The organism is Pseudomonas sp. NPDC087612 (assembly GCF_044743505.1).
Lineage (GTDB): Bacteria > Pseudomonadota > Gammaproteobacteria > Pseudomonadales > Pseudomonadaceae > Aquipseudomonas.
Genome location: NZ_JBIUWO010000010.1, coordinates 1 through 26,859, shown reverse-complemented (window position 1 = coordinate 26,859; position 26,859 = coordinate 1). Strand labels below are relative to the sequence as shown.

Here is a 26,859-nt window from a genome sequence, read left to right as displayed (position 1 = left end):
CGCTTCACTCCGGTGGATATCGCGTAGTTCAGACAACCGCCGACTTGGCGGCGCGCAGGATGCGGTCAGACAGCTCGTCAGTGCCCAGGGCCCGGGCCAGGGCCAGGCCACCAATCATCAGGGCCATGTCGGCGAGCACCTTGTCGGCCTCTTCCGGGCTGTCGGCGAGGTTGGCCATCATCAGTTCAATGTGTTCGGCCAGCACTTCGCGGAAGGCTTCCGGAAGGCGCGCCATTTCGCCCAGCGAGGTGGGCAGCGGGCAGGCACGCTCGGTGGCGTCGCGGTGCTTGCGCGACAGGTAGAAGGCGGCAACCAGAGCCCGGCGCTCCTCGCCGCTCATGTTCGGGTCGACTTCGGCGAGCAGCGCCCGACGCTCGCCCAGCAACTGGCGAAAGGCTTCGAGCATCAACGCGTCCTTGCTGTCGAAATGGGCGTAGAAGCCACCGACGGTCAGGCCGGCGGCGCCCATCACCTGATTGACGCTCGGCTCGGCGGGGCCATGCTGGATCAGCGCACTGCAGGCAGCATCGAGAATCCGTTCGCGGGTCTTGGCCTTTTTGTCGTTCATGCTCGCCTCCAAAATATTATGGTTAGAATATTATTCTCATCATATTTTTTAGCAAGCAGAAATTGCTGCCGCTGGTCGCGTCAGGCAAGAAAGGCGTGAGGAGAAGTTTTTTCAAGACAAAAACAAAAGGCTCATTCAATAATCGAATGAGCCTTGAAATCCCACAAAGTGGGTAAAATGGCGTCCCCTAGGGGACTCGAACCCCTGTTACCGCCGTGAAAGGGCGGTGTCCTAGGCCACTAGACGAAGGGGACTTGTAACCTTCGTGCAGATCCGTTTTCACGAATCCTGGCAAAATTGGTGGAGCTAAGCGGGATCGAACCGCTGACCTCCTGCATGCCATGCAGGCGCTCTCCCAGCTGAGCTATAGCCCCAGATTTCTAGCCTCGCGGCCCAGCGACTTCTTTCGATGTCGCTTGTGTAAAACTGGCGTCCCCTAGGGGACTCGAACCCCTGTTACCGCCGTGAAAGGGCGGTGTCCTAGGCCACTAGACGAAGGGGACGAACCTTCTTACCTTACCAACCCGGTCGCTGGAACCCGGTTGATTCCGCAGTCAGTCTAGCTGACTGCGAATCGGAATTTGGTGGAGCTAAGCGGGATCGAACCGCTGACCTCCTGCATGCCATGCAGGCGCTCTCCCAGCTGAGCTATAGCCCCACAATGTCGCTTTGAACTTGAATCGCTTGGCTGGGTGCTTCGCGTTTCGTTTTCGTTCATCGCTGTGGACGGGGCGCATATTAAGATCGGATGGCGAACCTGTCAAATATATTTTCAACAAAATTCAAAAAAAATTTCCGAGATAACAAACACTTACCGCCCGAGCGGATGAAACACCCCGGTTTTACAGGGGTTGCGGGCTTCTTCGCGGGGCAAGCCCGCGCCTACTGAACAGGTAGGAGCGGGCTTGCCCCGCGAAGTTTTACCAAGGTCAGGCAATCAGGCGATGGTGCCCAGGAGCTTTTCCCACTCTTTGTTTTCTTTCTTCGACACACCACCGAGCAGGTCCAGAGCCTGGCGCAGGCGGTAGCGGGTCAGGTCCGGGCCGAGGATTTCCATGGCATCGAGCACCGAAACCGAGCTGGCCTGGCCGGTGATGGCGGCAAACATCAGCGGCATGGCATCACGCAGCTTCAGCTCCAGGGCTTCGACCACCGCCTGGATGCAAGCGGTGATCCGCTCTTTTTCCCACTGGCGCAGGCTTTCGAGCTTCCACAGGATCAGCTGGATCACCTGGCGTACCTGGTCGGCCGAGAGCTTTTTGCTTTCGAACAGCTTGGCGTCGAGCTTGAGCGCACCTTCAAAGAAGAAGCCGCCCAGCGGCACGACCTGGCTGAAGGTCTCTACCCTGCCCTGCACGTGCGGCGCGATCTGCATCATGTAGTCGCTGTTGAACGCCCATTTCTGCAGGCGCGCAGCGAATTCCTCTACCGGCAGTTCGCGCAGCCACTGGCCATTGAGCCACGACAGCTTCTCGATGTCGAAGATCGGCCCGCCGAGGGACACCCGCGACAGGTCGAAGTGCTCGACCATCTCGGCCAGGGAGAACTTCTCGCGCTCGTCCGGCATCGACCAGCCCATGCGGCCCAGGTAATTGAGCATGGCTTCGGGCATGAAGCCCATGCGCTCGTAGAAGGTCACCGAGGTCGGGTTCTTGCGCTTGGACAGCTTGCTCTTGTCCGGGTTACGCAGCAGCGGCATGTAGCACAGGGTCGGTTGTTCCCAGCCGAAGTACTCGTACAGCTTGATCAGCTTGGGCGCCGACGGCAGCCATTCTTCACCGCGCAGCACGTGGGTGATGCCCATCAGGTGGTCATCGACGACGTTGGCCAGGAAGTAGGTCGGCAGGCCGTCGGTCTTCATCAGCACCTGCATGTCCATGCGGTCCCACGGGATTTCGACGTCGCCACGGAGCATGTCCGGGACCACGCAGACGCCTTCGCTCGGCACCTTCATGCGGATCACGTGCGGCTCGCCAGCGGCCAGGCGGCGCTGCACTTCTTCAGCCGACAGCAGCAAGGCGCGACCGTCGTAGCGCGGGGTTTCGCCGCGGGCCATCTGCTCGGCACGCATCTGGTCGAGCTCTTCGGCGGTGCAGAAGCACGGGAAGGCGTGGCCAAGGTCGACCAGTTGCTGGGCGTACTGCTTGTAGATATCGCCCCGCTCGCTCTGCCGGTAAGGGCCATGCGGGCCGCCGACGTCCGGACCTTCGCTCCACTCGATGCCGAGCCAGCGCAGAGCGTCGAAGATTTGCTGTTCCGACTCGCGGGTCGAGCGCAGCTGGTCGGTATCTTCGATACGCAGGATGAACTCGCCGCCGTGCTGCTTGGCAAAGCAGTAGTTGAACAGGGCGATGTAAGCGGTGCCGACGTGGGGATCGCCAGTAGGCGAAGGCGCGATACGCGTGCGAACGGTGGTCATGGACAGTCTCGAACTAGAGATGAAACAAAGGCTGGATGTTAACAGGGAGCGGGCACCGGGCTCCAGCAATGGGCGCGATCGGCACTTGTAAGCACGGCTGCAAACGCTGTTAAATTTGCTTACATTTTTACAACGATCGTACCCATGCCTGCCCAACTCAAGCGTCGCCTGCTGATTTTTCTTGCCCTTGTCCTGCTGATTGCCCTCGCCTTCCTGGCCCACTGGTACTTCAAGGGACGCTTCTATGAAAGCACCGACAACGCCTACGTGCAGGGCGAAATAACCCGGGTTTCCAGCCAGCTGAGCGCGCGCATCGATCAAGTGCTGGTACAGGACAACCAGCACGTGGCCAAGGGCGACCTGCTGGTGCGCCTTGAGCCCGAAGATTTTCGCCTGGCCGTTGAACGCGCCCGCGCCGCCCTTGATACCCGCGAAGCCGAACGCCTGCAGGCCGAAAGCCGGCTCACCCAACAAGCCAGCCTGATTGCCGCAGGAAAAGCGCAGGTTGCCGCCAACCAGGCCACCCTCGGCCGTGCGCAACTGGACCTGAACCGCGCCGAGGCCCTGCGCAAACCGGGCTTTGTCTCGGAAGAACGGGTCACCACACTGTCAGCCGAAAACCACGTCGCCCGCTCCCAGGTGAGCAAGGCCCAGGCCGACCTGCAAGGCCAGCGCCAGCAGGTCAACGCCCTGGCCGCCGAGATCAAGCGCCTCGATGCGCAGATCGTCAACGCCCGCGCCGACCTGGCCCAGGCCGAGCTGAACCTGACCCGCAGCGAAATCCACGCGCCGATCAGCGGCATCATCGGCCAGCGCGCCGCGCGCAATGGCCAGGTGGTCCAGGCCGGCGCCTACCTGCTGTCGATCGTCCCCGATGAAGACATCTGGATTCAGGCCAACTTCAAAGAAACCCAGATCGGCCACATGCAGCCCGGGCAAAAGGCTGAACTGCTATTCGACAGCTACCCGGACACCCCGATCGAAGCGCGGGTCGACAGCCTGTTCGCCGCCTCCGGCGCGCAGTTCAGCCTGCTGCCGCCCGACAACGCCACCGGCAATTTCACCAAGGTGGTGCAGCGCATTCCGGTAAAACTGACCTTCGCCGCCAACAACCCGCTGCACGGCAAGATCCGCCCGGGCATGTCGGTAACCGCCACCGTTGATATCCGCGACAACGCCGACCATGGCCGGTGACCAGTTGATCCGTCCCGCTGGCGAACCCAGCCGGCGCGACTGGATCGCGGTAATGAGCGTGATGCTCGGCGCCTTCATGGCGGTGCTGGACATCCAGATCACCAATTCCTCGCTCAAGGACATCCAGGGCGCGCTGTCGGCAACCCTGGAGGAAGGCTCGTGGATTTCCACCTCCTACCTGGTGGCCGAGATCATCATGATCCCGCTCGCCGCCTGGCTGGTGCAGCTGCTGTCGGCGCGGCGCCTGGCGGTGTGGGTGTCGCTGGGCTTTCTGGCCTCATCGCTACTCTGCTCCATGGCCTGGAACCTGGAGAGCATGATCGTCTTCCGCGCCATGCAGGGCTTTACCGGCGGCGCGCTGATCCCCCTGGCCTTCACCCTGACCCTGATCAAGCTGCCCGAGCACCACCGGGCCAAGGGCATGGCCATGTTCGCCATGACCGCCACCTTCGCCCCCTCGATCGGCCCGACCCTGGGTGGCTGGCTGACCGAGAACTGGGGCTGGGAGTACATCTTCTACATCAACATCCCGCCGGGGCTGATCATGATCGGCGGCTTGCTGTACGGCCTGGAGAAGAAAGAAGCCCATTGGGAACTGCTGAAAAGCACTGACTATGCCGGTATCGTCACGCTCGGCGTCGGCCTTGGCTGCCTGCAGGTGTTTCTTGAGGAAGGCCACCGCAAGGACTGGCTGGAGTCGAGCCTGATCGTCACCCTGGGCAGCATCGCCCTGCTCAGCCTGATCACCTTCGTGATCCTGCAGTTTTCCAAACCCAACCCGCTGATCAACCTGCGCATCCTTGGCAACCGCAACTTCGGCCTGTCGAGCATTGCCAGCCTGGGCATGGGCGTGGGTTTGTACGGTTCGATCTACCTGCTGCCGCTTTACCTGGCGCAGATCCAGAACTACAACGCCCTGCAGATCGGTGAAGTGATCATGTGGATGGGCATTCCGCAGCTGTTCCTGATTCCGCTGGTGCCGCAGCTGATGAAGGTGATTTCACCGAAGATCCTCTGCACCCTGGGTTTCGGCCTGTTCGGCCTGGCCAGTTTCGGCTCCGGGGTGCTCAACCCGGACTTTGCCGGCGAGCAGTTCAACCATATCCAGATCATCCGCGCCCTCGGCCAACCGATGATCATGGTGACCATCTCGCTGATTGCCACCGCGTACATCCAGCCGCAGGACGCCGGCTCGGCCTCGAGCCTGTTCAACATCTTGCGCAACCTGGGTGGCGCCATCGGCATCGCCTTGCTGGCGACCTTGCTGGATGCACGTACCAAGGTGTATTTCGATTACCTGCGCGAGTCGATCGTGCCAAGCAACCCGCAAGTCGCGGAGCGTCTGGCGCAACTGGCAGAGCGACTGGGCAGCGATGCGGCGGCGCTGGGCAAGCTAAGTGAAATCACCCACCAGCAGGCGATGATCATGGCCTATAACGATGCCTTCCACTTTGTCGGCATCGGCTTGGCGATCAGCATGCTGGCGGTGGTGATGACGCGCAAATTGCCGCAGGGGTTGAAGGCTGGGGAAGCGCACTGACCCGTTTAGGGCCTGCTTTGCAGGCCATCGCTGGCAAGCCAGCTCCCACGGGTATGGCATTCACAAGCCCTGTGGGAGCTGGCTTGCCAGCGATAGGGCCCTCAGGTGGTGATCATCCGCTCGCGCAGCGCGGTAATCTCGTCGCGCAACTGCGCCGCCGCTTCGAACTCCAGGTCCCGCGCCAGCTGGTACATTTTCTCTTCCAGCTGCTTGATGCGCTTGGCGATCTCGCCCGGTGAGCGCAGTTCGGCTTCGTAACGGGCGCTCTCCTCTGCCGCCTTGGCCATGCCCTTGCGCTTCTTGCTGCGCGAGCCGGGCACGTTGGCGCCTTCCATGATGTCGGTGATGTCCTTGACCACGCCCTTGGGCACGATGCCGTTGGCGGCGTTGAAGGCGATCTGCTTGTCGCGGCGCCGCTCGGTCTCGCCAATCGCCCGCTGCATGGAGCCGGTCATGTTGTCGGCATAGAGGATCGCCCGGCCATTGAGGTTACGCGCCGCGCGGCCGATGGTCTGGATCAGCGAGCGCTCGGAACGCAGGAAACCTTCCTTGTCGGCATCGAGAATCGCCACCAGCGACACCTCCGGCATATCCAGGCCTTCACGCAGCAGGTTGATGCCCACCAGCACATCGAAGGTACCCAGGCGCAGGTCGCGGATGATCTCGACCCGCTCCACTGTATCGATGTCGGAGTGCAGGTAGCGCACGCGCACATCGTGGTCGGCCAGGTAGTCGGTGAGGTCCTCGGCCATGCGTTTGGTCAGGGTGGTGACCAGCACGCGCTCCTCCACGGCCACGCGCTTGCGGATCTCCGAGAGCAGGTCGTCGACCTGGGTGGTGGCCGGGCGCACTTCGACCTGCGGATCGACCAGGCCGGTTGGGCGTACTACCTGCTCGACCACCCGGCCAGCATGTTCGGCCTCGTAGTTGCCGGGGGTCGCCGAAACGAAGATGGTCTGCGGGCTGACGTTTTCCCACTCGTCAAAGCGCATCGGCCGGTTGTCCAGCGCCGAGGGCAGGCGAAAGCCGTACTCGACCAGGGTTTCCTTGCGCGAGCGGTCGCCCTTGTACATGGCGCCGACTTGCGGAACGCTGACGTGGGATTCGTCAATTACCAGCAGGGCATCGTCCGGCAGATAGTCGTAAAGAGTCGGTGGCGCTGCCCCGGCCGGGCGCCCGGAGAGGTAGCGCGAGTAGTTTTCGATGCCGTTGCAGTAACCCAGCTCGAGGATCATCTCCAGGTCAAAGCGGGTGCGCTGCTCCAGGCGCTGGGCCTCGACCAGCTTGTTGGCCTTGTGCAGGTACTCAAGGCGCTGGGCCAGTTCCTCCTTGATGCCGTCCACGGCCTCGAGCAGGGTCTCGCGCGGGGTCACGTAATGGCTCTTGGGGTAGAAGGTGAAACGCGGCAGTTTGCGGATCACCTCGCCGGTCAGCGGATCGAAGGCGGCGATGTTCTCGACCTCGTCGTCGAACAGCTCGATGCGGATGGCTTCCAGGTCCGATTCGGCCGGGAAGATATCGATCACATCACCGCGCACGCGGAAGGTAGCGCGAGCAAAGTCCATTTCGTTGCGGGTGTACTGCAGGTCGGCCAGGCGGCGCAGCAGCGCACGCTGGTCGAGCTTGTCGCCGCGGTCCACGTGCAGGACCATCTTCAGGTAGGTTTCCGGGCTACCCAGGCCATAGATGCAGGACACCGTGGTGACGATGATCGCATCACGGCGCTCCAGCAGCGCCTTGGTCGCCGACAGGCGCATCTGCTCGATATGGTCGTTGATCGAGGCGTCCTTCTCGATAAAGGTGTCCGAGGACGGCACGTAGGCTTCGGGCTGGTAGTAGTCGTAGTAGGAAACGAAGTACTCGACGGCGTTGTTCGGGAAGAATGACTTGAACTCGCCATACAGCTGCGCCGCCAGGGTCTTGTTCGGCGCAAGCACCAATGTCGGGCGCTGCACCTGGGCGATCACGTTGGCAATGCTGAAGGTCTTGCCTGAGCCGGTCACCCCGAGCAGGGTCTGGTGCGCAAGGCCCGCCTCGATTCCTTCGACCATCAGGCGAATGGCCTCGGGCTGGTCGCCGGCCGGCTGGAAACGGGTGACGAGCTGGAACTCGGACATGACAAACCTCTGTGTGATCGCGATGGTTTCATCGCTGGCGCGGGCAACTGTATTTATAGACAGTAGTTATACCGAATTAAGGGCCCATTGCGCCAGTTTCAACTGAGTAACCCGGGCATTTCTGAGTATGGACCGGTGAAATCGACTAACGGTCGAAAAATATTCGGTCAAACAGCAGGAAAAGCTGCGACAGACTGTCGCCGTGACCGAGCGGTATCACTATACTGACTCCCCGTTTGTGCACCGCTCTAGTGCAAGCGACTGGAGCGTGCGACCTCTTCCACTCTCCATTCAGAGCCAAGGTAATAATGAGCCTGTTTTCCGCTGTCGAGCTGGCACCACGCGATCCCATTCTGGGCCTCAACGAAGCTTTCAACGCCGATACCCGTAGCAACAAGGTCAACCTGGGTGTAGGTGTTTACTGCAACGAAGAAGGGCGTATCCCACTGCTGCGTGCAGTGATCGAAGCCGAAACCCAGCGCGCTGCCCAGCACGCTTCCCGCGGTTACCTGCCGATCGACGGTATCGTCGCTTACGACCAGGCCGTACAGAAGCTGCTGTTCGGTGCCGAGTCGCCACTGCTGAGCGCCGGTCGCGTGATCACCACCCAGGCCGTCGGCGGTACCGGCGCCCTGAAGATCGGTGCCGACTTCCTCAAGCAGCTGTCGCCGAACGCCGTCGTCGCCATCAGCGACCCGAGCTGGGAAAACCACCGCGCACTGTTCGAAACCGCTGGCTTCCCGGTCCAGAACTACCGCTACTACGACGCCGCCACCCACGACGTCAACCGCAGCGGCATGCTCGAAGACCTCAACGCCCTGCCGTCCGGCTCGATCATTGTGCTGCACGCCTGCTGCCACAACCCGACCGGTGTCGACCTGACGCCAGAAGACTGGAAAAACGTCCTCGAAGTGGTCAAGGCCAAGGGCCACGTGCCGTTCCTCGACATGGCCTACCAGGGCTTTGGCGCCGGCATCACTGAAGACGCCGCCGCGGTACGCCTGTTCGCCGAGTCGGGCCTGGACTTCTTCGTCTCCAGCTCGTTCTCCAAATCCTTCTCGCTGTACGGCGAGCGCGTTGGCGCCCTGTCGATCGTCACCGAGTCCAAGGAAGAGGCCACCCGCGTGCTGTCGCAAGTCAAGCGCGTGATCCGCACCAACTACTCCAACCCGCCGACCCACGGCGCGACCATCGTCGCCACCGTGCTCAACAGCCCAGAGCTGCGCAAGATGTGGGAAGACGAGCTGGCCGAGATGCGCCAGCGCATCCACGGCATGCGCAAGCAGATGGTCGAGCTGCTGGCCGAGTACGGCGCCAAGCAGGACTTCAGCTTTGTCGGTCGCCAGTGCGGCATGTTCTCCTACTCGGGCCTGACCGTTGAGCAGGTCGCGCGCCTGAAGAACGAGTTCGGTATCTATGCTCTGGATACCGGTCGCATCTGCGTCGCCTCGCTGAACCAAAGCAACATCCATGTGGTGACCAAGGCGATCGTCGAGGTCCTGTAATTTACTCAATTGCATAGGGGAGGCTTGACTTCCCCTTAGCAATCAGTAAGATACGCCACAGATTCCGCGATAGCTCAGTCGGTAGAGCAAATGACTGTTAATCATTGGGTCCCAGGTTCGAGTCCTGGTCGCGGAGCCAAACACCTGAAAAACCTCCAGTTGCCCTGAGCACTGGAGGTTTTTTCGTTCTGGCAGATTAAATCGCGCAGCCCGGTCACCCCTCAGGGAAAACCGGGCGGACGATCAGGTCCGGCCGATGGGGTAGAAACAGCCACCACTCCAGACGCCCAGCCACTGCTGGCCATCGATCTGCCTGGGCACCGCCAGTTCGACCAACTGGTAGAAGACATTGCGATGGATCAACGCTTCGAGGTTGCTGCGCATGTGCACGTACGGCGAAGGCTCCTGGGTCTGCGCGTCGATTTCAACGCGCAGCGGATGCTCGGGGCCGGCCTCGACCTGGTCGTCGACATTGCTGGTAAAGCGCAACAATTGCTGCTCACCCTCGCCCTGCACCTCCAGGCTAACCGCAACAAAGGGCGCGTCATCGACCTTGATGCCGACCTTCTCCACTGGCGTCACCAGGAAGTAGTCGTCACCGTCGCGGCGGATGATGGTCGAGAACAGCCGCACCATCGGCTTGCGCCCGATCGGCGTACCCAGGTAGTACCAGGTGCCGTCACGGGCGATGCGCATGTCGATGTCGCCGCAAAAATCCGGGTTCCACAGGTGCACGGGCGGCAGGCCCTTTTCTGCCTTGGGAATCTGCGCCAGCAGATCATTGGCCTTGCCGGTGTCTTGCATCACCCTCTCCTTAACGACTCATGCCCAACAGACTGCGAGCGTAATCCTCGAGCGGCGGGCGGAGCAAATCTTCCGGCTTGTTGTCGTGGAACGTCAGCAAACCGCCGCGGCTTTTGATCCGTGCAGTGTCGATCAGATAACGGGTACTGGTTTCGATCAGCATCAGCTGCACCACGCCGGTATCGATGCCCAGGCGATCCACCGCCTGCTCGTCGTACCACTCATCGCCATTGCCGATACGATCGTCGGTACGGGCAAAACGGGTGTACAGCAGATAATGGGCGCCGACTTCACGCGCCTCGACCAACGCTTGCTCCAGGCCCAGTGGCGCCGGGGCGCGGCGCACCAGGGGAAAGTATTCGACAAAGCCTTTGAAGGCTTCCTCGGCCACGACGTTGGGGCGCGGGTACGGGCCCTTGCCTGGCGGCACGAATGCACCCTGGCCAATGTAAATGAATGAATCAGGCTGCAGGCGCACCGACAGCGAACGACGGGTGTCGCTGTGATCGAGCAGACCGACATCGCTCATGTGATAACGGGCACCCTCGCCCATATCGCTGACATTCATGCAGCCGCCCAGCGCCATCAGCGCCAGCAGCAAAACCAGGCTACGCATCTATCCTCCAGTGGCCGGTGACGGAAAACCGGCGAACAGCTGACAGATGCAGCTTTTGCGCCAGTCTTAGCCGCCGATGATTTTCATCACCGTCGCGCCGCCCGAAAACGCCACCGGCTGCTTGTCGCCAAGGGCTTTGACCAGCAAGCCCTGTAGCGCCGGCAAGGCCTGGTGGCGCGGCTTGTCGAGCAGGTCGCCGATATAGTGGCGGTTGCTCGACGACAGGCAACCGTGCAGCCAGCCGGTGGAGGACAGGCGCAAACGCGAACAGGTACGGCAGAACGGCACGCTCTCGTTGGCGATCACGCCAAAATAACCCTGGCCCGGGATCTGGTAGCGCAAGGCGGTGGCATCCACCGGCGCGTTGGCCTGCAGGTACTCGTACTGCTCGCCGATCAATTGCAGCAAGTGCTCAAGGCTGACGAACTGCTGCAAAAAGGCATTGCTGTCGCGCGCCAGGTGCCCCATGCGCATCAGCTCGATGAAGCGCAGCTCGTAGCCGTGGGCCAGGCAGTACCCCAGCAGTGGCAGCACTTGGTCGAAGTTCTGCCCGCGCAACGGCACCATGTTGACCTTGATCTGCATGCCGGCGGCGCTGGCCTGGCTCATGCCGTCGAGCACAGTGGCCAGGTCGCCGCCACGGGCAATGCGCCGGAAGGCATCCGGATCAAGGGTGTCGAGGGAAACGTTGAGGCGACGGATACCCGCCGCGCGCAGCAACGGCAGCTTGCGCGCCAGCAACTGGCCGTTGGTGGTCAGGCTGATTTCATCCAGGCCCAGATTGGCAATGGAGCTGAGGAAGGTTTCCAGCTTGGGGCTGACCAGCGGCTCGCCGCCGGTGACGCGCACCCGCTCGATACCGGCGGCCTCGACCAGATAAGCCACGCCGCGGGCCATGGCCTCGGCCGAGAGCTCGTCCTGGGCCGCGACCAGACGCTTGCCGTCGGGCACACAATAGGTACAGGCGTAGTTGCAGGCAGCCGTGAGGCTGACACGCAAATTGCGAAAACGCCTGCCTTGGCGGTCGACGATCATGGGTGACTCCGGCATGGGTGAATCGGGCCTGCAAAACCTGACTCAAAAATCAGGTTTTTGCAAGCCTCATACCTGAGTATATTCCTCGCCACCCAATCCCAGTAGCGCCATGGTTTGGCTGAATGTCTCAGCTACCGGCGGTATCCGGGTCGCGCTTGCGCTTGTTGCCCATGCGCACGCCAATGTCCATGAGGAACTGGAAGAAGCCTTCCTGATCTTCCAGGACGTTGCTCCAGAACGGCGAGTGGTAGAGCGCCACGGCCCCATGCACAAGGGCCCAGGCCGCGCAGTAGTGGAAGTACGGCGGTACGTCCTCAAGCTTGCCTTCGCTGATGCGACCCTTGATCAGCAGGGTCAGGCGGTCGAAGTTGGAGGCGCGGATCTTGTGCAGCTCCTCGACCATCTCCGGCACCTGGTTGCCCTTGACCACCTTCTCTTCGAGGCGGTCGAACAGGCGGTAGCGCTGCGGGTCACGCATGCGGAATTCGAAGTAGGCGCGCGACAGGGCTTCCTTGTCGCGGTCGACGTCGGCAGAGTGCAGCAGTTCGTTCAAATCGCGCTCGTAGTCGAGCATCAGGCGCAGGTAGATCTCCGCCTTGGATTTGAAATGCTTGTAGATCGTGCCTTTGCCGATACCGACAGCATCAGCGATCATCTCGACGGTGACACTGTCTTCACCCTGTTCGAGAAACAGCTTGAGCGCGGTATCGAGAATTTCTTGCTCTCGGCGACGAAACTCACGGACCTTACGAGGTTCTTTCTGCATAAGAAGGACTGGATCAAAATCGAAGCCGGTTATTATGCCTAACTTGCGCCAAAATGCACGGATCATCCAACCATGTCTATGTTTCTTGATGAGTTTGAACAGGCCCCGGGGCTTCGTTATCTGAACCATGCCGCCGTCGCACCCTGGCCCAAACGCGCCAGCCAGGCGGTTTCGCGCTTCGCCAGCGAGAACGTTTTGCTCGGTGCAAGAGACTATCCAGACTGGATGGCCATGGAGCAGCGCTTACGTGAACGCCTGATGCGCCTGACGAATGCACCGTCGACGGATGACATCGCATTGGTCAAGAACACCTCCGAAGCACTGTCTTTCGTCGCCTTCGGTATCGACTGGCAGGCCGGCGACCAGATCGTCATCAGCGACGAAGAATTCCCCTCCAACCGGATTGTCTGGGAAGCCCTGGCCGACAAAGGCGTCAGCGTCATCCAGGTAAGCCTCAAGGGCAGCGACCCGGAGGCGGCCTTGCTCGCGGCCTGCGGCCCCAAGGTGCGCCTGCTGGCAATCAGCGCCGTGCAGTTTGCCAGCGGCCTGCGCCTTGACCTGGTGCGTCTGGGCCAAGGCTGTCGTGAGCGTGAGGTGTTGTTCTGCATCGACGCCATCCAGCAATTGGGCGCCCTGCCCTTCGACGTCCAGGCCTATCAGTGCGACTTTGCCATGGCCGATGGGCACAAATGGATGCTCGGCCCGGAAGGCCTCGGGGTGTTCTATTGCCGCGCCGAGGTACGCCCGCTGCTCAAGCTCAGCGAGTACGGCTGGCACATGCTCGAACACATGGGCGACTACAGCCGCAGCGAATGGCAGCCGGCCCACAGCGCCCGGCGCTTTGAATGCGGCAGCCCGAACATGCTCGGTGCAGCGGCACTGGAATCCAGCCTGGCGCTGCTCGAAGAAGTGGGCATCAATCAAGTGGCCACAGCGCTGCTGGAGCGGGTGCACTGGCTCAACGAAGGCCTGGCAGCGATCCCTGGGGTCCGCGTACACAGCCCGCAGGAGCCTGCGCGTCGCTCAGGGATCGTGTCCTTCAGCATTGAGGGCGTCGAGAACGCCCAGGTTTATCAGCGCCTCAAGCAGGAACAGGTGATCTGCATTCCGCGTGGCCCCGGGGTCCGATTTTCCCCGCACTTCTACACACCTAGGCAGATAATCGACGAAACTCTGGCCATTGTGCGCGAGATCGCAGAGCGATGAGTGCTCAGCAGCGGCAGGCGTATTCCAAATCTGTTTAAAAAACGACCAGCTGTGGCTGGCGGCGCGTCAATCCTGGCCAATACTTCAGGTGTTGGCGCAGCGCATCCCCCCATGTGGCGCGCCGATAAAGGTGCTCAGGGACCGCGTGCCTTTGTTTTACTCCTAATGGTCTTAACCCGGATTCACCCCCCAGAACCCGGGTTTTTTTTGCCTGCGGTTTTTACCGCCCGCAGGCTCAGGCCACCCGCGCCAACGGAAACAGGCGCTTGAAGTTGGCCGTGGTCTGTTCAGCCAGTTGCTCATAACTTTCACCGCGCACCATCGCCACGAACTCCGCCACTTCACGCACGTACTCTGGCAAGTTGGCCTTGCCGCGGTAGGGGATCGGCGCCAGGTACGGCGAGTCGGTCTCGACCAGTAGCCGATCGGCAGGCACCTGGCGGGCCACATCGCGCAACGCATCGGCATTACGGAAGGTGACGATGCCCGACAGCGAAATGTAGTAGCCCAGGTCCAGCGCCGCCCTGGCCATGTCCCAGTCTTCAGTGAAGCAATGCAGAACGCCGGCCTGCTTGAGGTCCGCTTCACGCAGCAAGGCCAAGGTGTCGGCGCGCGCCGCGCGGGTATGGATGATCACCGGCTTGCCGGTTACCCTGGCTGCCTCCAGGTGCAGGCGGAACGAGTCCTGCTGCACCTGAGCCGCGTCCGGCTCGTAGTGATAGTCCAGGCCGGTCTCGCCAATCGCCACCACATGCGGGTGCTCCAGCTCCTTGAGCAGCCAGTCCAGCGGCGGAGCGCCATCGGGGGTGAGGTCGAGCGGGTGGATGCCCACCGAGCAGTCGACATCACTGTAACGCTCGCTCAGGTCCTTGACCGCCTGGGCGTTGTCGGCGCTGATGCCGATGCACAGGAAGTGGCCGACGCCGCGCGCGCGGGCAGCGTCCAGGGCCGCATCCAGGGAGCCCTGGTGGGCGGTGAGGTCAAGACGGTCGAGGTGGCAATGGGAATCTACAAGCATGGGTGCATGACAACGCTGAAAAGAAATGAAGGAACGGCGCAGCTCAACGCTGGCCCGGCAACATCGCCCAGGACGACAGCAGCGCCTCGAGCAACAGCACCCGATTGAGGTTGGCCTTGCCCAGGACCTTCTGGCGCTGGGCCAGAATCCAGTCCTGGATCTCCAGGACCCTGGCCTGGCTGCTCTTCTGCGCCAGGTACTGGACCACCTTGCGCATATCGCTCAAGCCTAACCCCTCCTCGTCCTGGGTCAACTGATAACGCAGGACCAGGCTGGACCAGTCGCAGAACCAGTCGAACAGTTGCAGCAAGGGAATGGCATTCCAGGCATCGGCCAGCTGACTAGGCGATTGCTGCTGCTTGAGCAGCTTCTTCACCCCATCGACCACCAGCGCGCGCTGCTCGCGCACACCCTGGGCCTGCAGACTGACGGCCGCCAACGGCGAGCCGGCGGCCAGGCTGAGCAACTCCAGGCGCTCCTGCTCGTCGCAGTCGGGCAAGGCCTGTTCGAGCCAGGCCAGGCTTTGCTCGCGGCTCGGCAGCGGGCAGGCCTGCTGCTGGCAGCGGCTCTTGATGGTTGGCAACAGGCGGCTGGGCTGATGGCTGACCAGCAGCAGAACAGTATTGCCCGAGGGCTCTTCAAGGCTTTTGAGCAAGGCGTTGGCGGCGTTGACGTTCATCGCCTCGACCGGCTCGATCAAGATCACCTTGCGCCCGCCCAACTGCGCAGTCTGCACCACGAAAGACACCAGCTCGCGGACCTGGTCGACCTTGATCGGCTTGTCGGCCTCTTCCGGCTCCAGCACGTAGTTGTCCGGGTGGCTGCCGGCTGCGAGCAACAGGCATGACTTGCACTGCCCACACGCCTGCAGCCCTTGCACACGCTGGCACAGCAGCAAGGCCATCAGGCGCTCGGCCAGGGCCCGCTTGCCAATGCCTTGCGGGCCGTGCAGCAGATAGGCATGGGCATGCTGGGTGCGCCCGGCCAGTTGCTGCCACAGCGCCTGCTGCCAGGGAAACGCCTCAGCCACGGCAACGCTCCAGAATCTGCGGCAGCAAGGCGTCCAGCGCCTGCTGTACCTGGGCCAGCGGCAAAGCGGCATCAATCAGCCGGTATTGCTGCGGCGAAGCCTGGGCGCGAGCCAGGTAGGCCTGGCGCACGGCTTCGAAGAAGGCCTGGCCTTCCTGCTCGAAACGGTCCAGGCGGCCGCGGGCGGCAGCGCGCGACAGACCGATCGCCACCGGCAAATCGAACACCAGGGTCAGGTCCGGGCGCAGATCGCCCTGGACGAAATTCTCCAGGGTGGCGATGCGCTCCAGCGACAGGCCGCGCCCGCCGCCCTGATAGGCGTAGGTGGCATCTTGTTTTGGAATTACGCTAAATGGAAACAAGCAGGTATACTCTTGAAGAAAAAAAATGTAAACAAGAAGAAAACCTCATACAAATCAAGGAGCTCGGTGAGATGAAGAAGGTAGTTGGGCTAGCCGCGAAGGCCAGATCAGGTAAAGACACGGGAGCTGCGATCCTGCTTCAGCACCCGGAGGTAACAGCATATGCCCTCGCTGATCCGCTGAAACGCGGTTGCCAAGCTCTCTTCAATCTCTCAGATGCTCAGACTTGGGATGATAACGTAAAGGAGCTCAAGGTAGACGCTTGGGGCCTCTCGCCAAGGGAATTCTTCCAGCGGGTGGGAACTGAGTGGATGAGAGCCCACAACCCCCTGCATTGGCTCATGAGAGCGGATCGCGAGATCTATGCTCCGGAGGCTATTTCTCCTATCACCCCTGCGCAGCTATCGCACCCAGAGCTGCCGTTCATTCTCGCTGCTAAGGCATTCTTTAACCTCAGCGATGAACAGTGCTGGGATGCAAGTGCGACGAACGAAACCGACAAGTTTTGGAAGATGACTCCTGCGGAAATGATTGGTTTGGTTAAAGCCAAAGCATTGCAAGACTTCCCAGACTTCTTTGAGCGCAGAAGTGCCACCCCTCTCCAGCCAATAAATGAATCAGAATATATCAAGAAGCCGATCCTTAACACTGACGGAAAGTGCATCATCATTATTAAAGATATTCGATTCGAGAACGAAGCTGCGTACATCAGAGGATTAAATGGTGCGATTTGGCATATTGTCAGAGACAATGCTGAATCAGTTAATACGCATTCTTCTGAATTTGGCATAAAAGCAGAACCAGCCGATATTGTGATAAAAAACAATGGCACCCTGGCCGAATACAAAACAACCCTAGATGAAGCTTGGAAAGCCCTGTCAAAGACAATTAAAGACCGGGACTAAAAATGGAGCATCTATTTAACGCAAAGAAAGTAGTGCACGACACCGTCATGACCTCAGATAACATTGAGGTCGAGTGCACTTACCAAGGCCATCCATTTTACAGCATCGGCAAGGCTATTTGCGTCGGTCTTCATTTGGTGTTCTTGAAATATTGCCCCGTGAGAACGCGTGTTTCCGCAAGCAGCCTTCGCAGAGCGATCTGGATTTTTTTTGACTTCGCACAAGTGTTTAACCTTCGCCAACCGAGGCCATTGCAGATAAAGACTATCTCAGATATCAGCACTGAGGTTTTCAACAAGTTCCAACATTACCTGCTCGAGAATGGGGAGCCGATTACTAACGCAGGCGCTCTGAAAACTGCCTTGAACAATGCGGCTTCGTTAACAGAAGCAATCCCTGACCTTCTACTACCACATGTGATTAAGGCAAACAACCAGCCTAGAGCCCCATTGAATGATGAAGCTGATGAAGCCCTTGCAAAGGCACTCACAAGGCACATAGATATTCTCTATACAAAATTAGCTTTTCGCATCGAAGTCCACGCAGCAGAACCTTACACCTTCGATGAAATATTCAATTTAGTATCCCCCAATTACTCAAAATCCAATATTTTCCAGTGGGTGCAATCATTCCGGGATGCGGGAAAGCCAGTTTCTGATAAAACTCTTCTGGGTCGACTTTCAGCCTCCCCAGAGATCGAGCTACGTAAAATAGCCGCCCAAACGAACTGGCATCAACTATTTTATAAAGCCTATGATGACCGCGAAAAAACCTACAGGTTCAGCAACCCACTCAACCCTTTTGACGATGTTAATATTTTTGGCTTCACGCCAGCCCCCGCTCGAGCAATCAAAACGCTGATTAATTCGGGCTACCCTTTTAACACTGACCTACAAGTTATTGGCGAAAAATATGGCACTGTCGGCATCAGCAGCCCAAAAAAATGCAAGGATGTCGTACAGCTTCTAATGTTGAGATGGCGCGCTCCCATCAGGACTTCATACACCAAATCACTGCCTGTCTGGGATGAGCTCCTTGGCATGTATTATCCGACCATGCTCGACATGGCGTGTCTTATTCAGTTCATCATGCTTCAAACTAACTGGAATAAGGAAACCGTCCTAGCTCTGGATCCAGATAATTATGAACATGCGCTGACTGGCGCCATGAATGAAGAGCATGTCGTACTGCAGTCAGAGAAAAACAGAAGTCAAGGCGTAGGAAAACCTTTCTATGCGCCCAAGGAAATCATCGCTGCAAGCAAACGTTCAGACAAATACTCGGCCTGGAATTTGTTTGCGCTTGCCAATAGCCTTTCGGAGCCTCTCAAACAGTACCCCTTCGACTACATTAACCACGGCAAGACAGAAGCAGACTATAGTCCAGCATTTCTATGCATTCGGTTTTTCGCCGACTGGGTGAGCAAGGGAGGCCGACACACATCAGCGTCCAATGAAAAAGCTTTCCTGCAAGGAATCAAGCAGTTCCTCAAGAAATATGAAATCTATGAGGCAGGTAACAGACTAACCAGTGCTAAAGATCTTACCGTGCGCCTACGACCTACATGGGTCAAGCGTCGAAAGCAGTCTGGGGACACTTCGCATGGACTCCTTGCGCTGTTCTTAGGACATAGCACCCCCACTACTACTGACATTCACTACGACAACTCTCCGCTGGCTCAGGCGAAGCGCTACGATCGACTTGAGTCCGAATTGGAGGCAATTGTTAAATTGATGTACTCGGGAAGGTTCGAGGGTATGCTCGGCACCTCTCCACAAGAGGCTGTCAACCTCCCTTTTAAAGTCTTCCATATTCCGGGCATGGAAAAACCACTTTGGGCCTGCACGAATCAAAAGAAACCGACCTGGCACGGAGCAAGAACACGCGTTCAACCGGATCAGAGGTGCTATGTAGTGAGCAAGTGTATTTTCTGCTCTCAGGCATTTATGTTCGAAGACTCTCTACCTTATTTGATGGAGCGTCGAATTCACGCCGTTGAGATTCTGGATGATCAGCCGCCTTCAGTATCGGATTACAGCAATGATATTGAGATCGAGATCTTGAAAATCGATTCGATTTTGGACAACTGGGAAGATGATCGGGCGATCAAAGAAGCCTCTCGATATCAACGCCGCAACACACCACTGCTGCCTAGAGATTTGAATTTTCTCCAAGTTATCCTTGAAGAGGAAGATAAAGAATGACACACAAGTTATCTAAAACAAGCGAAGCAGAATCGATCAGCTTGGAGGAATCGCTTGAGATTGATTTTCGCGACGACCTCCAAGATGCTGCTGAGCTGGAGCTTGAACGTCTTCTTCAAGAAACTGGCGGAACGGTGAAGCAGACCCACAGCTCGCTTTTGAAGAAGCTTGAGCTGTTCCCAGATGGATATTTCCCAGTTTCAGCTTATTCGATGTATAGCGAACCTAGCTGGGTTATTTTTAAAGACCAGTACGGGACTGCCACTCGCCTGTCGTTTGAAGGCCTGCTTCCTCACGTCGCCTCAATCAAAAAATCGATCATCTATCACCTGATCCCCGAGTTTGCACCATTCGGTGGGATTCGCGCCTACTCTACTACCAAGGGTCACAGCGCAAACTTCCGAGTCCTGAACAAGTATATCTTCCAAGATAACCACCTTGCAGGTGATGTCGAGTCCTTATCTTTTATCACTCCGCAACTCCTTATTAAAGCTCTCAACAAAGCAAAAGAAGCACCGGCCTTCACTCATTATCACTATCTTTTCCACCACATTCGTTTCTGGCTCTCGCTTAGCGCCCAACAGCTGATTCCGGTTGAGCATCGGATTTCTGTGTCGGCTAATGCTGTCGACACACCAGAACGCAGGAAGGATGTAATCCGCCATTTTACAGGCTCGCTTTCCACTTGGATTCCGTTCACCGAGCCTGAACTCAAGAAGCTGGCCGAGTACGCCTTCTTTTGGACAGACAAGGCGACGCCCTTGCTTCTGCAAGCTAGGGATTTCATTAAATCGAATAACCTCGCTGAATTCAGTTCGAAAACACTTACGCGTTACCAAGAAGATCCCGCCTTGGAAAACGCCTTGAATCTTGAGATTAACGGAACGCAGGTTCTATCAGTGACCAAGATTGCACGTCAGTACGGAGGCGCGCGCTCATGGAACTACTCCTGGGTACGCAGCTATAAAAGCGCCCTCGATGCAATTCGGAACGCACTATATATTTTGGTAGCTCTGGTTACCGGGTTGCGAGCCAGCGAACTTGAACCACTCACATTTGAACACGTCATCAAGGGTAAGGATGGGAGGTTTAAGCTTCAGGTAACTCGCTTCAAAACTAGTCAGGATCCAAATTACAAAGGTGATACAAGCTTTATCCCTCTCCCCAGGTATATCGGAGAGAAGATTGAGGAATACAAGCAACTCAGATCGATTTATGGGCTAGAACGCGAAGGTTACTTGTTCCAGTCCAACCGTAGCACTAAGAAAGTCAACCGTCAGTCTTCGATTAGGGTTGAGCGGATTACTGATGAGCTCGAAGAATTGCTTGGGATTGAGCGCATTCATACTCATCGTTTCCGAAAAACGATCGCGGAAATCCTGATCAATCGTAGCGAGCGGAACATTGACATTATCCGCCTTCTTTTTGGACACGTTAGTTATGCGATGACGCTTCGATACATTGGGCGCAACCCGTACATTGTCCAAAGTGTTGCCCATGCGATTGAGCAGAACTACATCGAAGATTTCACCGACATTATCACGTCGGTTAAAACCTCTGGCTCTTCGGGCGAAAGTGCTCGTCGTCTTGTTGAGAAGATCACTGCGCAACCCGATGCCTTCAGCGGAAAGCAGCTTAAAGTAACTATTTTTACTTATGTGAGTCATCTGCTTTCTTCTGGCGAACCTTTGTTCATTCACCGCACAGCAGTGGGCAGCTATTGCGTGAGCACAGAGCTCTACTCCTCACCTGAGCTACCGCCATGCTTGGCGCACAACAATGGTATTGTGAAAAACGCACTCCCGGATCCTCTCTTCTGCGATACAGCGTGCCCACATGCAGTGATTGTAGGTAAAGCGGCTAAAGCCCTGGAAGACAATACTAACTTCTATCAACTGATGCTGAATAAAGCTAGCGACACGCTGTCAGAGGCCTCCAAAGCTATGCTCCGGCGAAAGCTTTTGGAAAACTCACGACACCTGGAAGCACTGAGAAATGATAAATCGTATCAGCTCATTCCTTCGGTGGAAGCACAAGCATGAGTAGCCAAGACACTCGCAACAAGCTGATTGGTATTATCAAGCAGCACCAGCTCGATAACGGCATGTCCAAACTACCCGTTGGAAAGCTTTCCGAACTTTCCGGCATTACCCGACAGGCATTCAACCGTTATTACGGTGACCTGAAGGAATATGCTACTGGAAAACAATCCATTGCCAGACTACTGGTTGACGACAGCGCTTCACTGAGTGAAATGCTCGAAAACAGGGAAGAAAAAATTGCCCAACTGAAGCAGGAGCTTATTAAGGCGAGTATTGCCCATAAAGAAGAGCTTGAAAAGGCCATTGAGCATCATATTACATCATTGATGAACAATGACATCATGGTCTACGAATCAGGACAGATAAGCTCGACGCTCATTAACCAAAACAATCACAACGCTTATCTGAGCAAGCGGGTTACTGAGCTCGAGGTAAGAAATGCTAAAATGGTGGCGGACGCTGTATCTGCCCCAACCTCTACTGGTAGTAATTACACTACAAACTCGGCAAAGAATTTTATCGCACTTGAGCTAGATCTCAAGGCAGCGCGGAAGGCTTATGCATCTTCAAATGATTTCTCAGCTTATGAGGATGCCAAAGACACCGAGATTCAGAAAGCCATCAAAACCGTCAATTCCCTACCAGACTCTCAGAACGCTGACGTTGTTATTTTCCAAGAGCGATACATATCGGACTTCAATCTATTTTGTAAAAAGATCTACCCTCGGGAGAGCCATACGCTGGTCGCACTGCAACTCCCTCTTTATAGTCGCGAAGAGATTCAGCTTGTCGTAAAAGAAATCCGCCCCATAAACTCCATTTCAATTCATATTCCTTACAGCTCATCGGACGCTGTTATTTCAGCAAAGCGCCAATTCAGCTTTAGGGACGTACCTGCTGAAGAGTTGCAGGACGCTGATACGGCCAAAACCCCATTGATGGATTGGGGGTTTGATTCTATTCAAATAACCAGGATCAAACAGGGCGACTGATGATTAAGTTCGAAATCAAGGTCATAAAATACCTCAGTGTAATGCTTGGCACCAATGTTAAGCATTACGTACTCCTAGCGGAGCACAAAGGCAAAACAACACTAATAAGCATTCCAAACCTTTACCTTTACAACAAAAGCCGATCATCACTACAAACATCAAAAAGATATGCAACCTTGCTAGCTCAGTTCTATAGATTTCTTTCCACCCAAAAGCGATTCAAATCTCTAGAACCTGGCGATTACCACATTCACGCCACGAACACCGAACTGCGTCAATGGCAAATATATCGACAGGTAAATAGGGTAAACAAAGCTAGTCCACACCCAACATCTGAAACCATATTCAACGATGCTTGCGTTGTGCTCTATTTCTTCAAATGGCTATTCGACGAAGGCATACCCACCAGCGTCAAAATCTCTTTAAAGACTTGGACTGCCAACTTTAAGGATAGACGCATGCTTAGCTATATAGCCAAAAAAACTAGATTCGCCCTCGACTCGAACCCCATCCGAGTGCTTGATAAACAATCACGACAAAAAAAGGCGGTACACCTAATTAAACATAGCGAGGTTAAGACCTTACTGTCAGCATATCCTGATAAAGTTTATGCAACACTTTTCAAGTTTGCCTTAGCCACAGCGATGCGACCGATGGAACTTGTTAAATTTCCCTACATGGGTAATGGCAAAAATCGCCATGTTCTACCCTATAGCGAAATGGACAAAGAGTCTAAATCTTTTTCATACGAGGTTTTAGGTAAGGGTAACAAGCTCAGGGACATTATTATTCCTGCATATGCCCTTAAGCTTCTCGACGATGAATACATCAAGACCGAGTATCTTGCTCGGGCCAAGCTGTACCGAGAGAGGTTTGGCCACAAATGCCCTCTGTCGACCCTGTTCCTGACATCAGAAGGTGTTCCGGTAACTCAAAGCATGATCTCGAACGCGACCAATTATGCTAAGAAGCTTGCCATTGCCAAAGACCCTAGCTTCAGCGTTACGAATATTTTCTATCACGCCAGGAAATGGTGGCCAACCATGATGATGGTTCAGCATCATAACGGTGAAAAAATTCTAGAAAAGAACGCCGAGGTCATGCACCTTGCCCTCACCCAAGTAATCATGAACCAAATGGGTCACGAGGATCCAATTACTACGTACAACCACTATTTGGTTCTTGCGCGATATTTAATCATGGCGAACAAAGGGATAACTCACGAGACAATTCATGAAGACGCTCTCAACATTCACCAAGCGTTAGAAATGTTCGGATGATAGGTAGGGCTCAAATTGATAGGTAAATGACATTCGTCGGATCCTACTCGTAGGCGGTCACTTTTCCCAATTGCGTATCATGCTCATACCATCAAAGCATTCGATAAATGGCTGTCTCTCGCATAGCAGAGACGGCACCAACCCATCTCCCTCACAATCGCTCGCGTAGCCGCTTCGGTAGTAGATGCTTAAAGTTCGACGATGCGAGGCAGCCTGAAAGCTATCCACCTAGCTGATCCACCTGGATAGGTTTGTGACCGCGCCACCATTGAAAAAGCCCCCTTAAGGGGGGCTTCAGCAAACTACCGGTGGCAAATGTTACCGGGCGAGCCAACCTTCAACCACATCGGCACCGTGCTGGGCTTTCCATTCCTTGAGCAGCTTGTGGTTGCCGCCCTTGGTCTTGATGACCTCTCCGTTGTGCGGGTTCTTATACTGCTTAACCTGGCGAGCGCGACGTGGAGTCTTTTCAGTTGCTGCCGGAGCAGCGACACGCCGGTTTGCCTGTGGATCCAAGATGTTGATAATGTCGCGAAGGCTATAGCCGTACACGGCCAGCAAGTCACGCAGTTTGGTCTCAAACTGAATTTCTTTCTGCAGCTCCGAACTGCCCTTCAGGGCTTCGAGCTCTGCGAGTTGTGCGGCGAGCTGCTGCTCAAGTTGGCGGAATTCCGCTAAACGAGACATGAGTGATCCTTTGAAATGGATTACAAGGAAACAAGCGGAATATCCTAAACCATTTCAAGAGGTTCAATACAGTTGTTCTCCGCTCAGGGGCGAGCCTGTTTAACAATGCTGTTAGCCCTTCTACCGTGCATTGCATGCTATGGTGGCAGTTCAACGAAAAGGCCCTGAATATTTGCTGAGACAGTCATCCACCGCTTGCTGTATCAACAACGGCCCAGCGCTCTGCTCCGTTGTAGTCATCACCGCCTACCGCGATATAGACCTGTCCCGCCTCATCGACTGCGTACACGCCTGGTCGTTCGCATTGAGGATCTCGAACCTCATTTTTCCAAGCGTACACCTCCCCTTCCCAGATCATCACAATCCCGCCCCGGCGCTCCTCATTCTTTGCTCGCCATTGGGCAGCAGTTGCGCGCAGTGCATTCCAAAACGCCTTCATAGATCGATTTCCCCTTTATTGGCTCTCGGTTGCAGTATCAGGCACTCAGCAGCGGAAATGAAACACTCAACAACAAACCTCCCTCCTGGCCATTCACTTGCAGTAGACAGTCCAAAGCTCATCGACTCGGGTGGTGAAGCTCTGACTCATCATCTCCCTGCGCATGCCCTAGCTTGGATCGACAGGCACGCTAGCCAATTGGACTGCCCCCGGCACCATAGGCACCTTGTAGTGGTCAACTAATCCCGGACACTGCGTTAAGTTTTTCCTCGGCCACAGCTGGCGCCAGCTCGCCGTTGAATTGATGTGGTCGTTGCCAGTTGTAGCGCTGCATCAAAAACCGGCCGATATCCTGCTGTGCCAGCGAAGCGCTCATGTAGCCTACTGTCGGTACCCATTCCGTTTTCAAGCTGCGAAACAGCCGTTCCATCGGTGCTATCGTGGCAGTTTCCGCGGCGGCTCATGCTCTGTTTGAAACGATAGCGCCACAGCCGCTGACGGAAGCTTCGGCTGCCGTATTGGCTTCCTTGGTCGCTGTGAAACAGAACGTTCTGTGACCGACCACGCTGCTCATACACCATATCCAAAGCCTCGAGCATCAGGCTGGCAGCTTCGCGCTTGAATTCTGGGGGTAATCCGAAAGGGAGCCTTGCCATGATTGGCGATTCGCAGCGATGCGATCGAGACGGCCCTGGAACTGTCAGCATCTAAGACTTTCACTTCGGTCGGGCCCCTACAGGACGGATCCAAACGCTGGTGCAATTTGTGGGGCTTATACTTAAACCCTTAAGGAATGTCAGTACCCAAAAAACATCTTTCGATCTTCTGCCTTGTGGAGGTTGTGCCTGGCCACATGATAAAACTTGGGCTGAACACTTTCCGAAAACAATGCAAAGGGAAGCTCATCAATACAGATTTCGGCCACCACAGCGCTAAAATCTTTATCATAGCAATCCTGTAGAATCTTAAGGTTAGTCGACGGAAAGCTATCCTTGAACTCTTTGTTGAATTCAGGATAAAAATATCTGATCAAAGCAGCCTCGTACAAAGATATCTTCTCAGCCTCGGTAGTATTATAGGCTTTGTCAATACCTTGCTTTATCCGGGCATCGCCACTATCTCCGTTTTTTGCGTACGGATTAAGCATCGTAATAAGCTGGTTACTTGGCTGAATTGCCAGCAACAACAATGTCAACTTATAGCCTGCGGGGACACCCTTTAGCGCGATTTTCTGCAAGGTTTCGTGCTTCAAGAGTCGATCAATCGCATTCCTTGATCCCTCTTTCCCGTAGGCTTGTCCGATGTACTTGACTTCGAACGTCACGGCCTTGAATTCGCTGCTCAAGCGAGACTGGGCCTGCTCCATATCTGGCCAGTAACGTTCACCTTCCGCGTCCTCCATGCACCAATATCCCTCATCCTCCTTCAGAGTCAAGCCAGGCACTTGATAGTCAACGCCATACTCTTGCCCAAGCACTTTGAGCTTAAGAGTCAACCTATCATCAATTTGTTCGGCCCCAACAAAATCTACGATCGGCGTATATCCGATGCAGTAGATATGACACTTATCAATAACTTCCATCATAGGCTGCAGAAGTTCCTTGTCATAAATAGCTTCTGCAGGAATGGTGCAGTAGCTATAAGCATACATCCCTAGCGCATGCTCCACGTCATTTAACGCACGTCCAAACACCCCGCCCATGCCAGCTCCCTTTGGTTCCGTGCTCACTCGTAGCTCTCCCTCGCATTTCTGCACCAAGGCTAAACAATGCAGTCATTAAATAGAACCGAACAGATATGGACAAGCATGAAGCCTCGAAAAATCGGTGCCACCGCTCAGGTCATGAATCGCGGTGATTGAGCCGTGGCGGATGCCCAGGCTCTCATGTACTAGACCACCAGGGCCAGACTATCAGGGCGCACCTAACTGGCGTTGATGTAGCGAAGCGACCTGCAGCCCGGCCAACGAATCTGAACAAACTGAAGAGTGTGCTGGAATGCAAGGAGGCTGGCTTGAGTCAAGCCGAGACTGCTAGGGAAATCCTGAAAAAGACTTCCTGATTTGGCAAAATCCCCGGACACCAATCGCCGAGCTTTTCAATGAAGCAAATGACCTTCGCCGATGCCGAGT

Annotated in this window: 21 protein-coding genes, 5 tRNA genes and 3 pseudogenes; 10 read left to right on the top strand and 19 right to left on the bottom strand. The window is 56.4% G+C overall.

The genetic code is table 11. The annotated features are described in order from the left end of the window. Window positions 1-28: 28 nt before the first annotated feature. From ACIOVF_RS20550 to gltX, 6 genes are all read right to left on the bottom strand, one after another. Entirely contained in the window at window positions 29-568 is a 540-nt protein-coding gene (locus tag ACIOVF_RS20550; RefSeq protein WP_045195130.1) for a TetR/AcrR family transcriptional regulator, read from the bottom strand. Between the two features lie 178 nt (window positions 569-746). Next, window positions 747-822: transfer RNA gene (locus ACIOVF_RS20545), tRNA-Glu, on the bottom strand. Between the two features lie 44 nt (window positions 823-866). Next, a tRNA-Ala gene (locus ACIOVF_RS20540) sits at window positions 867-942 on the bottom strand. 53 nt (window positions 943-995) lie between these two features. Continuing rightward, window positions 996-1,071: transfer RNA gene (locus ACIOVF_RS20535), tRNA-Glu, on the bottom strand. A gap of 79 nt (window positions 1,072-1,150) precedes the next feature. Beyond that, window positions 1,151-1,226, bottom strand: a tRNA-Ala gene (locus ACIOVF_RS20530). 279 nt (window positions 1,227-1,505) lie between these two features. After that, window positions 1,506-2,987: a glutamate--tRNA ligase gene (gene gltX / locus ACIOVF_RS20525; RefSeq protein ID WP_045195132.1), complete on the bottom strand. Its 1,482-nt coding sequence runs from the start codon at window positions 2,985-2,987 to the stop codon at window positions 1,506-1,508. Between the two features lie 144 nt (window positions 2,988-3,131). On the opposite strand from gltX, the gene ACIOVF_RS20520 reads away from it, so the two are divergent. Both ACIOVF_RS20520 and ACIOVF_RS20515 read left to right on the top strand, forming a co-directional pair. Further along, a complete protein-coding gene (locus tag ACIOVF_RS20520) occupies window positions 3,132-4,181 on the top strand; it encodes an HlyD family secretion protein (RefSeq protein ID WP_045195134.1) in 1,050 nt (349 codons plus the stop codon). Beyond that, complete coding sequence (locus ACIOVF_RS20515; protein ID WP_401292108.1) at window positions 4,171-5,721, top strand: MDR family MFS transporter; 1,551 nt, start codon at window positions 4,171-4,173, stop codon at window positions 5,719-5,721. The genes ACIOVF_RS20520 and ACIOVF_RS20515 overlap by 11 nt, the downstream gene beginning before the upstream one ends. 101 nt (window positions 5,722-5,822) lie before the next feature. Here the strand turns inward: ACIOVF_RS20515 and uvrB are convergent, their stop codons facing one another. Further along, window positions 5,823-7,838, bottom strand: a complete 2,016-nt coding sequence (gene uvrB, locus ACIOVF_RS20510; protein ID WP_045195137.1) for an excinuclease ABC subunit UvrB — start codon at window positions 7,836-7,838, stop codon at window positions 5,823-5,825. Window positions 7,839-8,146: 308 nt separating this feature from the next. Between uvrB and ACIOVF_RS20505 the strand changes: the two genes are divergently transcribed. Continuing rightward, window positions 8,147-9,343, top strand: a complete 1,197-nt coding sequence (locus ACIOVF_RS20505) for an amino acid aminotransferase (protein WP_093380602.1) — start codon at window positions 8,147-8,149, stop codon at window positions 9,341-9,343. 63 nt (window positions 9,344-9,406) lie between these two features. Then, window positions 9,407-9,482: transfer RNA gene (locus ACIOVF_RS20500), tRNA-Asn, on the top strand. 104 nt (window positions 9,483-9,586) lie between these two features. Here the strand turns inward: ACIOVF_RS20500 and ACIOVF_RS20495 are convergent. The 4 genes from ACIOVF_RS20495 to ACIOVF_RS20480 form a co-directional block, all read right to left on the bottom strand. Further along, entirely contained in the window at window positions 9,587-10,147 is a 561-nt protein-coding gene (locus ACIOVF_RS20495; protein WP_045195140.1) for a DUF1285 domain-containing protein, read from the bottom strand. 10 nt (window positions 10,148-10,157) lie between these two features. Beyond that, on the bottom strand, window positions 10,158-10,763 hold the full coding sequence (locus ACIOVF_RS20490; RefSeq protein ID WP_401292105.1) for a DUF4823 domain-containing protein: 606 nt from the start codon (window positions 10,761-10,763) through the stop codon (window positions 10,158-10,160). Window positions 10,764-10,829: 66 nt separating this feature from the next. Next, window positions 10,830-11,798 carry a GTP 3',8-cyclase MoaA gene (locus ACIOVF_RS20485; RefSeq protein ID WP_401292103.1) on the bottom strand — a complete coding sequence of 323 codons (969 nt, stop codon included), beginning with the start codon at window positions 11,796-11,798 and terminating at the stop codon, window positions 10,830-10,832. Between the two features lie 127 nt (window positions 11,799-11,925). Further along, entirely contained in the window at window positions 11,926-12,564 is a 639-nt protein-coding gene (locus ACIOVF_RS20480; protein WP_045195146.1) for a TetR/AcrR family transcriptional regulator, read from the bottom strand. A 72-nt stretch (window positions 12,565-12,636) separates the two neighbouring features. Between ACIOVF_RS20480 and ACIOVF_RS20475 the strand changes: the two genes are divergently transcribed. Then, window positions 12,637-13,770: an aminotransferase class V-fold PLP-dependent enzyme gene (locus ACIOVF_RS20475; protein ID WP_401292101.1), complete on the top strand. Its 1,134-nt coding sequence runs from the start codon at window positions 12,637-12,639 to the stop codon at window positions 13,768-13,770. Between the two features lie 235 nt (window positions 13,771-14,005). Here ACIOVF_RS20475 and ACIOVF_RS20470 read toward each other — a convergent pair whose 3' ends face one another. The 3 genes and pseudogenes from ACIOVF_RS20470 to ACIOVF_RS20460 form a co-directional block, all read right to left on the bottom strand. Further along, the gene (locus tag ACIOVF_RS20470) at window positions 14,006-14,788 is read right to left on the bottom strand and encodes a TatD family hydrolase (RefSeq protein ID WP_093380593.1); all 783 of its coding nucleotides are present in this window, start codon (window positions 14,786-14,788) and stop codon (window positions 14,006-14,008) included. A 43-nt stretch (window positions 14,789-14,831) separates the two neighbouring features. After that, entirely contained in the window at window positions 14,832-15,818 is a 987-nt protein-coding gene (locus tag ACIOVF_RS20465) for a DNA polymerase III subunit delta' (protein WP_401292099.1), read from the bottom strand. Then, window positions 15,811-16,149: pseudogene (locus ACIOVF_RS20460) on the bottom strand (dTMP kinase); the annotation flags it as partial. The pseudogene ACIOVF_RS20460 and the gene ACIOVF_RS20465, both read right to left, overlap by 8 nt. A gap of 20 nt (window positions 16,150-16,169) precedes the next feature. Between ACIOVF_RS20460 and ACIOVF_RS20455 the strand changes: the two are divergent. Genes ACIOVF_RS20455 through ACIOVF_RS20435 form a run of 5 tightly spaced genes read left to right on the top strand, consistent with a single transcriptional unit; the run spans window position 16,170 to window position 23,602 of the window. Then, on the top strand, window positions 16,170-17,084 hold the full coding sequence (locus ACIOVF_RS20455; protein ID WP_401292096.1) for a deoxynucleotide monophosphate kinase: 915 nt from the start codon (window positions 16,170-16,172) through the stop codon (window positions 17,082-17,084). Window positions 17,085-17,086: 2 nt separating this feature from the next. Then, window positions 17,087-19,288 carry a hypothetical protein gene (locus ACIOVF_RS20450; RefSeq protein WP_401292093.1) on the top strand — a complete coding sequence of 734 codons (2,202 nt, stop codon included), beginning with the start codon at window positions 17,087-17,089 and terminating at the stop codon, window positions 19,286-19,288. Then, on the top strand, window positions 19,285-21,330 hold the full coding sequence (locus tag ACIOVF_RS20445; protein ID WP_401292090.1) for a tyrosine-type recombinase/integrase: 2,046 nt from the start codon (window positions 19,285-19,287) through the stop codon (window positions 21,328-21,330). The genes ACIOVF_RS20450 and ACIOVF_RS20445 overlap by 4 nt, the downstream gene beginning before the upstream one ends. Beyond that, entirely contained in the window at window positions 21,327-22,322 is a 996-nt protein-coding gene (locus ACIOVF_RS20440) for a hypothetical protein (RefSeq protein WP_401292088.1), read from the top strand. Before ACIOVF_RS20445 ends, ACIOVF_RS20440 begins: the two co-directional genes overlap by 4 nt. Beyond that, on the top strand, window positions 22,322-23,602 hold the full coding sequence (locus ACIOVF_RS20435) for a tyrosine-type recombinase/integrase (protein WP_401292085.1): 1,281 nt from the start codon (window positions 22,322-22,324) through the stop codon (window positions 23,600-23,602). The genes ACIOVF_RS20440 and ACIOVF_RS20435 overlap by 1 nt, the downstream gene beginning before the upstream one ends. Window positions 23,603-23,920: 318 nt before the next feature. Here the strand turns inward: ACIOVF_RS20435 and ACIOVF_RS20430 are convergent, their stop codons facing one another. The 5 genes and pseudogenes from ACIOVF_RS20430 to ACIOVF_RS20410 all read right to left on the bottom strand — a co-directional run bounded on the left by ACIOVF_RS20430 (window position 23,921) and on the right by ACIOVF_RS20410 (window position 26,457). Next, window positions 23,921-24,289, bottom strand: coding sequence for a histone-like nucleoid-structuring protein, MvaT/MvaU family (locus tag ACIOVF_RS20430; RefSeq protein WP_401292083.1), 369 nt, complete (start codon window positions 24,287-24,289; stop codon window positions 23,921-23,923). Window positions 24,290-24,473: 184 nt separating this feature from the next. Next, on the bottom strand, window positions 24,474-24,728 hold the full coding sequence (locus ACIOVF_RS20425) for an antirestriction protein ArdR (protein ID WP_401292080.1): 255 nt from the start codon (window positions 24,726-24,728) through the stop codon (window positions 24,474-24,476). A 93-nt stretch (window positions 24,729-24,821) separates the two neighbouring features. Then, a pseudogene (locus ACIOVF_RS20420) lies at window positions 24,822-24,938 on the bottom strand (DUF4113 domain-containing protein); the annotation flags it as partial. A 25-nt stretch (window positions 24,939-24,963) separates the two neighbouring features. Further along, window positions 24,964-25,336: pseudogene (locus tag ACIOVF_RS20415) on the bottom strand (DDE-type integrase/transposase/recombinase); the annotation flags it as partial. Window positions 25,337-25,524: 188 nt separating this feature from the next. Next, window positions 25,525-26,457: a hypothetical protein gene (locus ACIOVF_RS20410; protein ID WP_401292078.1), complete on the bottom strand. Its 933-nt coding sequence runs from the start codon at window positions 26,455-26,457 to the stop codon at window positions 25,525-25,527. Window positions 26,458-26,859: the final 402 nt, after the last annotated feature.